We start from the raw sequence: 8,054 nt of genomic DNA, 5'->3' as shown, positions 1-8,054 counted from the left end.
CAAGTACGACGAGGCGGAGAAGTTCGCGGCAGGCGACTACATGTACCAGTCAGCGGATGCGCAAGGCCTGCCGGAGTTCATCGCCGACGACGCGCCGCTGGAGGACACGGACGTCGTCCTCTGGTACACCCTTGGCGCCCACCACGTGGTGCGTCCGGAGGACTGGCCCGTAATGCCCTGTGCCTACACCGGATTCCACCTCAAGCCGATCGGCTTCTTCGACGGCAACCCGGCACTGGACATTCCGCCGACGCCGCCGAAGGCCTGCCACGCTGCGCACCACGCGGGTCTGCCGGTAGCCGAGAAGGCTCAGGAGTCATAGACGCAGGAGTGGCCTTCGGTGTCCGGCCTCGAGTCCTCGGGGCCCGGCATCGGAGGCCGCTCTAGCCGAGGTGGGCGAGCAACCGCCGGAACTGACGGCGGTCCTGCTCGCTCAGTGGGGCGAGCACCTTGCGTTCCGCCTCCCTCACTCCCTGATCGAGCCCGTCCAGCAGGGCTGTGCCCTCCCTGGTGAGTTCGGCAGGAAGTGAACGCCCGGATGCCACGGTTGCGGGCCGAGTGACGAGTCCGCGCTCCTGCAGTCCGCGCACCACCATGTTCATTGCCTGCGGCGATACGTTGACATCCCGTGCCAACTGCGCATTGGACCGGCCCGGCGCGTGGGACAGGATGCGCATGCAGATGTACTGCGGAAACGACAGTCCCAGTGGTTCGAGCACACCCGCCGTCACTTCGGAGCGCAACGCGGCCGCGACCCGGGTCAGGAGGTAGCCCAGCGGCTGGCCCTCTTGCTCAGTCATGTCAATCATCTTGACACATATCAACTAGATTGATAAACAGGAGGCATGACTCATCCCACTGATGAAATGTTCGATTCCGCCTACCGTGGCGAGGCCAACGAAATGGGTCTCGGCAACAAGCCGCCGTGGAGCATCGGCGAACCCCAGCCCGAGATCGCGGCCCTGATCGTTGCGGGCAAGATCCACGGCGACGTACTTGACGCAGGCTGCGGCGAGGCGGCCACCGCGTTGGCGCTGGCCGAGCAGGGGTTCACGACCGTCGGCCTCGACCAGTCGTCGACCGCCATCACGCTGGCGCGCGACGAGGCAGCCAAGCGCGGCCTGACCAACGCTACCTTCGACGTCGCCGACATCAGCGCCTTCACCGGCTATGACGGACGGTTCGGCACCGTGATCGACTCGACTCTCTTCCACTCGATGCCGGTCGAACTGCGCGACGGATACCAGCAGTCGATCGTCCGTGCCGCCGCGCCTGGCGCGTCGTACTTCGTGCTGGTCTTCGACCGGGCCGGCATGCCGCAGGGCCCAGCCAACCCCGTCACCGAGCAGGAGCTCCGTGACGTGGTGTCCAAGTACTGGGTCATCGACGAGATCCGGCCCGCCCGCATTCACGCCAACGTGCCCGAGAACTTCCTGGAGGGCTTCGAGGGTTTCGCTGGAGCCGACATCCGCGATGAGGCCAAGGGCCGCAAGTCGGTGGGCGCCTGGTTGCTGTCCGCGCATCGCTGACGAGCGCTCGCGCGAGGAACCATCGGGCGGCCAGCCGTACCGACCTTCGCTACCCGTTCGCGCCCCCAGTCCAGCCATTTGGCAGGATTGGGGGCGCCGTCCTCGTTGAACGCCCTCGGATGGCCACCCCGTGTGCGGACCCGAAGGAGTCAGGATGGCGGAATTGGCCCAAGCTGACCCAGCCGCCCAGTCGGGTTATTCACGTGTCCTGCTCAAGCTGGGCGGTGAGATGTTCGGCGGTGGGCAGGTAGGCCTCGACCCCGACGTGGTCGCCCTGGTCGCCCGCCAGATCGCCGAGGTGGTGCGCGACGGAGCTCAGGTCGCGGTCGTCATCGGCGGCGGCAACTTCTTCCGCGGCGCGCAACTGCAGCAGCGCGGCATGGAGCGCAGCCGGTCGGACTACATGGGCATGCTCGGAACCGTGATGAACAGCCTTGCGCTGCAAGACTTCCTGGAGAAGGAAGGCATCGCCACCCGCGTGCAGACCGCCATCACGATGGGACAGGTCGCAGAGCCGTACATTCCCGGACGGGCGCGCCGCCACCTGGAGAAGGGCCGCGTCGTCATCTTCGGCGCAGGCATGGGATTGCCCTACTTCTCCACCGACACCACCGCCGCCCAGCGGGCTCTGGAGATCGGTGCCGAGGTGGTGCTGATGGCCAAGGCCGTCGACGGCGTCTTCACCGACGACCCCCGCACGAATCCCAATGCCGAGCTGCTCAGGTCGATCACGCACCGCGAGGTCATCGATCGCGGCCTGCAGGTGGCCGACGCGACGGCGTTCAGCCTCTGCATGGACAACCACATGCCCATCCTCGTGTTCAACCTGCTCACCGATGGAAATATCGCGCGCGCGGTCGCAGGTGAGAAGATCGGAACACTGGTCACCACCTGACGGGTGGATGGGCTGGGCGAGCGCCAGCTCGCCGTGGGCGAGCGTCAGCGACGGGAGATGGTGGAAGTGATCGACGAAACGCTCTTCGATGCCGAAGAGAAGATGGAGAAGGCGGTGTCGGTGGCACGCGACGACCTCTCGTCCATCCGCACCGGTCGAGCGAATCCCGGCATGTTCAACCGGGTCAGGGTCGAGTACTACGGTTCGCCTACGCCGATCACACAGCTCTCCAGCATCAACGTGCCCGAGGCCCGCCTCGTCGTCATCAAGCCGTACGAGTCGGCCCAGCTGCGCAGCATCGAGGACGCCATCCGCAATTCCGACCTCGGTGTCAACCCGAGCAATGACGGCAACGTCATTCGCATTTCGATTCCGCAGTTGACCGAGGAGCGTCGGCGCGACCTCGTCAAGCAGGCCAAGTCCAAGGGCGAGGACGCGAAGGTCACGGTGCGCAACATCCGCCGCAAGGCCATGGAGGAACTGACCCGCATCAAGAAGGACGGCGAAGCGGGCGAGGACGAGGTCGGACGGGCCGAGAAGGACCTGGACAAGAGCACGCAGACCTACACCGGCCAGATCGACGACCTGGTCAAGCACAAAGAAGGCGAGCTGCTGGAGGTCTAGGTCGCCGGAGACCAGACCTTCAGCAACAGCACGGTGGCAGACACCGACACAGCCCCTGCCGATGGGGCGGGCCCACCCGAGCCCAAGAAACAGGGTCGGGCCGGGCGAAACCTCCCCGCCGCCATCGCGGTAGGCGCCTTCCTCGGGTTCGGCGTCATCGCCATCCTGGTGTTCGCGCCGCTTGGCTGGGTCCCGGTCGTGGCCATCGCGATGGCCGTCGCGACCCACGAAGTCGTTCGTCGACTGCGGACCGCCGGGTACGCGATCCCGATCATCCCGCTGCTCGTCGGAGGACAGGCCATCGTCTGGCTGACGTGGCCGTTCGGCGCAGAAGGGGCATTCGGCGCGTTCGGCGCCACCGTCGTGCTGTGCATGATCTGGCGCCTGCTCTCCGGTGGGCTGAAGGACGCCCCGGTGAACTATCTCCGCGACGTCACGGCGACGGTCTTCCTGGCCGCCTGGATTCCGCTGTTCGGCGCGTTCGGCGCATTGCTCGTCTATCCGGGCGACGGACGCTGGCGAGTGCTCTGTCTGATGCTCGGCGTGGTCTTCTCGGACATCGGCGGCTATGCGGCCGGAGTGCTTTTCGGCAAGCATCCGATGGTTCCCGCGATCAGCCCGAAGAAGTCGTGGGAGGGCTTCGCCGGTTCATTGATCTTCGGCACCGCGGCGTCCGTGCTGGCGGTGACCTACCTGCTGGACAAGCCCGCCTGGGTCGGTGTCCCGCTCGGTCTCATGCTCGTCATCACCGGAACCCTCGGTGACCTGATCGAGTCCCAGGTCAAACGTGATCTCGGAATCAAGGACATGGGCACGCTGCTACCCGGTCACGGCGGGCTGATGGACCGGCTCGACTCGGTCCTGCCCTCGGCCGTCGCCACCTGGGTCGTCCTGACTCTTCTCGCGTGAGCCACGCTTCGAGCCAGAAGCGTTGAGCCAGCAGGCGAGCGCGCCGAGCACCAGGCCGGCCCCCGTGCCGACGTCGACTCCCTGACCAAGCATCAGCCAGGACAGCACCCCGGCGACGGCGGGGATGACGCAGAACAGCATCGACACCGCGGCAGCGCCGTGCAGGTTGATCGCCCGCACGTACAGCGACACCCCCAGCGTCGCGTTCAACAGCACCACCCCGGCCACCGCGAACACGGCCTTGGCGGCGTCGTGAACGGCGAAGTGCGTGGTGAGCGCGAGGATCAATGCCGGAAGGAACGCCACGGAGTTCTGGATCGCCGTCGAGGCGCGGAAGTCGACGTCGGCGCAGAACCGCTGCTGGTACACACCGCCCGCGGCCAGGCCGGCCAACGCGACCAGCAGCAGCAACACCACGGGGTCCAGACCCTTCTCGGCCATCATTCTGCTCGCGCACGCCGCCAACACGGCCGCGACGCCAAGCAGCAGCGCGAGGACCCGGCGAACGTTCAGCCGGTCGCGCAGGAACGTCGCCGCAAGCAGTGCGGTCGCCACGGGGTTCATGGCGACGATCACCGCGCACAGCACGGCCGGCGCACCATGCTGGATGGCGAAGTACGTGGCGCAGAACTGCACGGCCTGCATCAGCAGGCCGGTGACCGCCACGTGTCCGAGCTTGCGGCCCGTCGGCCACGCCACCCGCGCGATCGCCGCCCACGAGCCCAGGATCGCCGCCGCCAGTCCGAAGCGCACTGCCAGCACCGCCATCGGCGTCATGGCGTCGACTGCCATGTTGCCGATCGGATAACCGAGGGCGTAGAAGAACGTCACGGCCGACGCCGTTCTCAGTGGCATGCGGGTGGGTGTCACTTCTCCATGCTGCGCAGCGCCATCAGTGCCGTCCAACGAATTTCAGCGATCGCGATCGATCGCAGATCCTGATCGTTCTGGGCCCACGACGGCGGGAATGACGACCAGCTGGGTCACTTTGATCGTTTCTGCTGATCGGAGTACGTTGTCGGCATGGGTCAGGTCCTCGACATCGCGCCGCTGCGCAGCGTGGTGTCCGTAGCCGATTGTGGCGGATTTCACCGTGCCGCGTCAGTTCTGCACCTCACGCAGTCGGCCGTCAGTCAGCACGTGCGCCGGGTCGAGGCCGTCGTCGGCGGACCGGTGGTCGAGCGGTCCGGCCGGGGCGTCGCCTTCACCGAACTGGGCCACCGGGTGCTCGTCCATGCCCGAAGCATCCTGACCGCGCACGACGCCGCGCTCGCCGACCTGGGGGCAGCCGAGGAGCGGGTTCTGCTGATCGGCGCGACCGAGCACGGCGCCGACGTCATGCTGCCGGGCCTGACCAGCGCGCTGGGGGAGCGGCTGCCCGAATGGCGGCTGCGGTTCCGGCTGGATCGCAACGTGACGCTCGCCGATGCGATCGAACACGGCGTCGTCGATCTGGCCGTCATGCTGGACGGGTCCGGTCTGGACCCCGCGAACGCGTCGGGAATGGTCGCGCTGAAATGGATCGCCGGCCGCAGCTTCTCGGTTCCCGCGAGCGAACCGCTGCCCGCGGTTATGTTCTCCGAGCCGTGCACGCTGCGCGAACCCGCGTTCGCCGCGTTGGACCGGCTTGCCGTGCCCTATCGCATCGCCGCCGAGTGCTCCGATCTGTCTGGCATGTTCGCAGCCGTGCGGTCCGGGCTCGGAGTCGCACTGCTACCGATGATCGGCCGACTGCCCGACGGATTGTGCCTGGCCGAGGGACTGCCCCCGACCAATCGTGCTTCGGTGTTCGTACGCGGCCGTTCCGGCGTCGATGCGGGCGCCCTGGCGACCGTGGAGCGGGCGGTCCGCGACGTATTGATCGAAAAGGCCTGATAGAGACCATAATGACAGCGACCATGAAACTGCCACTGGTGTTCGACGCACCGCGACGGGCCAAACCCCCGCGGCACTTCGCCGACCTCGACGACGAGGCCTGCACCGCCGCGGTCGCCGAACTCGGACTGCCCGCGTTCCGCAGCAAGCAACTGGCCAACCAGTACTACGGCAGGCTGATCGCCGACCCGCAGCAGATGACCGACCTCCCCGCCGCGACGCGCGACCAGGTCGCCGACGCTCTGTTCCCGCGGCTGCTCGACGTGGTCCGGTCGATCGAGTGCGACGGTGCGGAGACCCGCAAGACGCTGTGGCGCGCGGCGGACGGCACGACGATCGAGTCGGTGCTGATGCGCTACCCGAACCGCAGCACCCTGTGCATCTCGTCGCAGGCAGGCTGCGGCATGGCATGTCCGTTCTGCGCCACCGGCCAGGGTGGCCTGACCCGAAACCTCTCCGCCGCAGAGATTCTCGAGCAGGTCCGGGCGGCAGCGGCGGCGATGCGCGACGAGCACCACGGTAGGTTGTCGAACGTCGTCTTCATGGGCATGGGCGAGCCACTGGCCAACTACAACCGGGTCCTCGCCGCGGTGAAACGGATCATCGCGCCCACACCCCACGGGTTCGGCATCTCGGCGCGGTCGGTCACGGTCTCGACCGTCGGGCTGGCGCCAACGATCCGCAAGCTCGCCGATGAACGCCTCGGTGTCACGCTGGCGTTGTCACTTCACGCTCCCGACGACGAGTTGCGCGACACCCTGGTACCGGTGAACAACCGATGGAATGTCGGCGAAGCGCTGGAGGCTGCAAAATATTACGCCGACGTGACCGGTAGGCGCGTCTCCATCGAGTACGCACTGATCCGCGACGTCAACGATCAGCCGTGGCGTGGCGACCTGCTCGGCAAGAAGCTGCACGGCGCACTGGGGCCGCTGGTGCACGTCAACGTCATCCCGCTCAATCCCACCCCCGGCAGCAAGTGGGACGCCAGCCCGAAGCCAGCCGAGCGCGAGTTCGTGAAAAGGGTCAGGGAGCGCGGGGTGTCCTGTACGGTTCGCGACACCCGCGGCCGCGAAATCGCTGCTGCCTGTGGGCAACTCGCCCGCGAAGCCTAGCCGCCGGGTCCGTTGACGTTCCAGACGCCGTCCTCGCGCAGGTGGCGGCTGCGCCAGCCGTCCGCCGTGCGAACGAGGTCGTGGAAGTAGTAGCCGCCGAAATCGCTCAACCCGACCATGCCGGGCAATTGCGTCGGGTTGTAGAACATGGCCCGCACCGTTGCCAAGTCGCCGTCTCCGGCAACGTCAGTTTCGACGTTGGTGATGGTGATGTAGCGCATAGACATCGGGATGGTGGCGACGCAGAGGCGAGGAACTCGGTGATCTCGTCGCGCGTGCCAGCCGGAATTCCGTTCGACGACTAGTCGATGACGGCATCGTCGGTGAACACCGAGCGGTACAGCTCCCAGTCCTTGGTGTCGACGGCGCGGGCGTAGGAGAACAGCAGCCGCGTAATTGCGCTGTCGTCGTCAGACCGATCGCTCACCCGGGTAGCCCGATTGTCTTGCCCTCCAGGTATTCCCGATAGCCTTCGTCGCCGTTGCGGCGACCGAGCCCGCTCTGCTTGGTGCCGCCGAACGGGCTGGTGATGCCGAAGAAGGTTTTGCCGTTGATGGTGACGCTGCCGGTGCGCAGGCGCTGCGCCACCCGCAGGGCGCGGTCGACATCGGCGCTGCTGACTTCGCCGGACAGCCCGTAGATGGAGTTGTTGGCGATCGCGATGGCTTCTTCTTCGGTGTCATAGGGTGTCACGGCGAGCACCGGGCCGAAGACCTCTTCCTGGGCGATCCGGGAATCGGGGTCGACGTCGGCGAGCAGGGTGGGTTGCACGTAGTAGCCGACCGGCAGGCCCTCCGGGACGCCGCCGCCGGTGACGAGGGTGGCACCGGAGTCGATGCCGGATTGGATCAGGCCGAGGACTTTCTGGCGTTGCGTCTCGCTGATCTGCGGCCCCTGCATATTGCCCGGATCCCAGGGGTCACCGACGGGGAAGCCCTCCATGGTGGCCTTGAGGATGGCCAGACCCTCCTGATAGCGACTGCGGGGCAACAGAATTCGGCTGGGCAGGATGCAGCTCTGCCCGGACATCACGCAGGCCATGATGGCGGCCATCGGAAGACTCGACCCGAGGTCGGCGTCGTCGAGCACGATGTGTGCCGATTTTCC

10 protein-coding genes and 1 pseudogene are annotated in these 8,054 nt (G+C 66.9%); 7 read left to right on the top strand and 4 right to left on the bottom strand.

Annotated features, from left to right (window positions below; genetic code table 11):
• Positions 1 to 322 (top strand): copper amine oxidase (locus QOI01_RS25310; RefSeq protein WP_526385871.1); only part of this gene is annotated, 322 nt, incomplete at its 5' end.
• A gap of 61 nt (positions 323 to 383) precedes the next feature.
• Here the strand turns inward: QOI01_RS25310 and QOI01_RS25305 are convergent.
• On the bottom strand, positions 384 to 809 hold the full coding sequence (locus QOI01_RS25305; protein WP_526385869.1) for a MarR family winged helix-turn-helix transcriptional regulator: 426 nt from the start codon (positions 807 to 809) through the stop codon (positions 384 to 386).
• A gap of 36 nt (positions 810 to 845) precedes the next feature.
• Between QOI01_RS25305 and QOI01_RS25300 the strand changes: the two genes are divergently transcribed.
• From QOI01_RS25300 to QOI01_RS25285, 4 genes are all read left to right on the top strand, one after another.
• A complete protein-coding gene (locus QOI01_RS25300; RefSeq protein ID WP_526385867.1) occupies positions 846 to 1,529 on the top strand; it encodes a class I SAM-dependent methyltransferase in 684 nt (227 codons plus the stop codon).
• 154 nt (positions 1,530 to 1,683) lie between these two features.
• The gene (gene pyrH / locus QOI01_RS25295; RefSeq protein WP_526385865.1) at positions 1,684 to 2,424 is read left to right on the top strand and encodes a UMP kinase; all 741 of its coding nucleotides are present in this window, start codon (positions 1,684 to 1,686) and stop codon (positions 2,422 to 2,424) included.
• 66 nt (positions 2,425 to 2,490) lie between these two features.
• Positions 2,491 to 3,048 (top strand): ribosome recycling factor, encoded by a 558-nt coding sequence (gene frr / locus QOI01_RS25290; RefSeq protein WP_526385873.1) that lies wholly within the window; start codon positions 2,491 to 2,493, stop codon positions 3,046 to 3,048.
• A gap of 33 nt (positions 3,049 to 3,081) precedes the next feature.
• Entirely contained in the window at positions 3,082 to 3,957 is an 876-nt protein-coding gene (locus tag QOI01_RS25285) for a phosphatidate cytidylyltransferase (RefSeq protein ID WP_526385863.1), read from the top strand.
• Here QOI01_RS25285 and QOI01_RS25280 read toward each other — a convergent pair.
• Positions 3,868 to 4,812, bottom strand: a complete 945-nt coding sequence (locus QOI01_RS25280) for an EamA family transporter (protein WP_526385861.1) — start codon at positions 4,810 to 4,812, stop codon at positions 3,868 to 3,870. The two genes, QOI01_RS25285 and QOI01_RS25280, sit on opposite strands and share 90 nt — an antisense overlap.
• Before the next feature lie 168 nt (positions 4,813 to 4,980).
• Here QOI01_RS25280 and QOI01_RS25275 point away from each other — a divergent pair, with 168 nt between their 5' ends.
• Together QOI01_RS25275 and rlmN are read left to right on the top strand one after the other, a co-directional pair.
• Positions 4,981 to 5,832: a LysR family transcriptional regulator gene (locus QOI01_RS25275; RefSeq protein WP_526385859.1), complete on the top strand. Its 852-nt coding sequence runs from the start codon at positions 4,981 to 4,983 to the stop codon at positions 5,830 to 5,832.
• Positions 5,833 to 5,855: 23 nt separating this feature from the next.
• On the top strand, positions 5,856 to 6,947 hold the full coding sequence (rlmN, locus tag QOI01_RS25270; protein WP_526385857.1) for a dual-specificity RNA methyltransferase RlmN: 1,092 nt from the start codon (positions 5,856 to 5,858) through the stop codon (positions 6,945 to 6,947).
• Here rlmN and QOI01_RS25265 read toward each other — a convergent pair.
• Together QOI01_RS25265 and QOI01_RS25260 are read right to left on the bottom strand one after the other, a co-directional pair.
• Positions 6,944 to 7,374: pseudogene (locus QOI01_RS25265) on the bottom strand (nuclear transport factor 2 family protein). The gene rlmN and the pseudogene QOI01_RS25265 sit on opposite strands and share 4 nt — an antisense overlap.
• Positions 7,371 to 8,054 (bottom strand): aldehyde dehydrogenase family protein (locus QOI01_RS25260; RefSeq protein ID WP_526385855.1); only part of this gene is annotated, 684 nt, incomplete at its 5' end. The gene QOI01_RS25260 and the pseudogene QOI01_RS25265, both read right to left, overlap by 4 nt.

The organism is Mycobacterium sp. (assembly GCF_032162605.1).
GTDB lineage: Bacteria > Actinomycetota > Actinomycetes > Mycobacteriales > Mycobacteriaceae > Mycobacterium.
The sequence above is the reverse complement of the archived record's forward strand: the minus strand, read 5'-3'. Positions and strand labels throughout refer to the sequence as shown.

What these genes read in the sequence shown, in the direction of transcription:
- QOI01_RS25305 (WP_526385869.1), bottom strand. Translation starts at nt 809, where the DNA reads ATGATTGACATGACTGAGCAAGAGGGCCAGCCGCTGGGCTACCTCCTG.
- QOI01_RS25300 (WP_526385867.1), top strand. Translation starts at nt 846, where the DNA reads ATGACTCATCCCACTGATGAAATGTTCGATTCCGCCTACCGTGGCGAG.
- pyrH (WP_526385865.1), top strand. Translation starts at nt 1,684, where the DNA reads ATGGCGGAATTGGCCCAAGCTGACCCAGCCGCCCAGTCGGGTTATTCA.
- QOI01_RS25280 (WP_526385861.1), bottom strand. Translation starts at nt 4,812, where the DNA reads ATGCCACTGAGAACGGCGTCGGCCGTGACGTTCTTCTACGCCCTCGGT.
- QOI01_RS25275 (WP_526385859.1), top strand. Translation starts at nt 4,981, where the DNA reads ATGGGTCAGGTCCTCGACATCGCGCCGCTGCGCAGCGTGGTGTCCGTA.
- rlmN (WP_526385857.1), top strand. Translation starts at nt 5,856, where the DNA reads ATGAAACTGCCACTGGTGTTCGACGCACCGCGACGGGCCAAACCCCCG.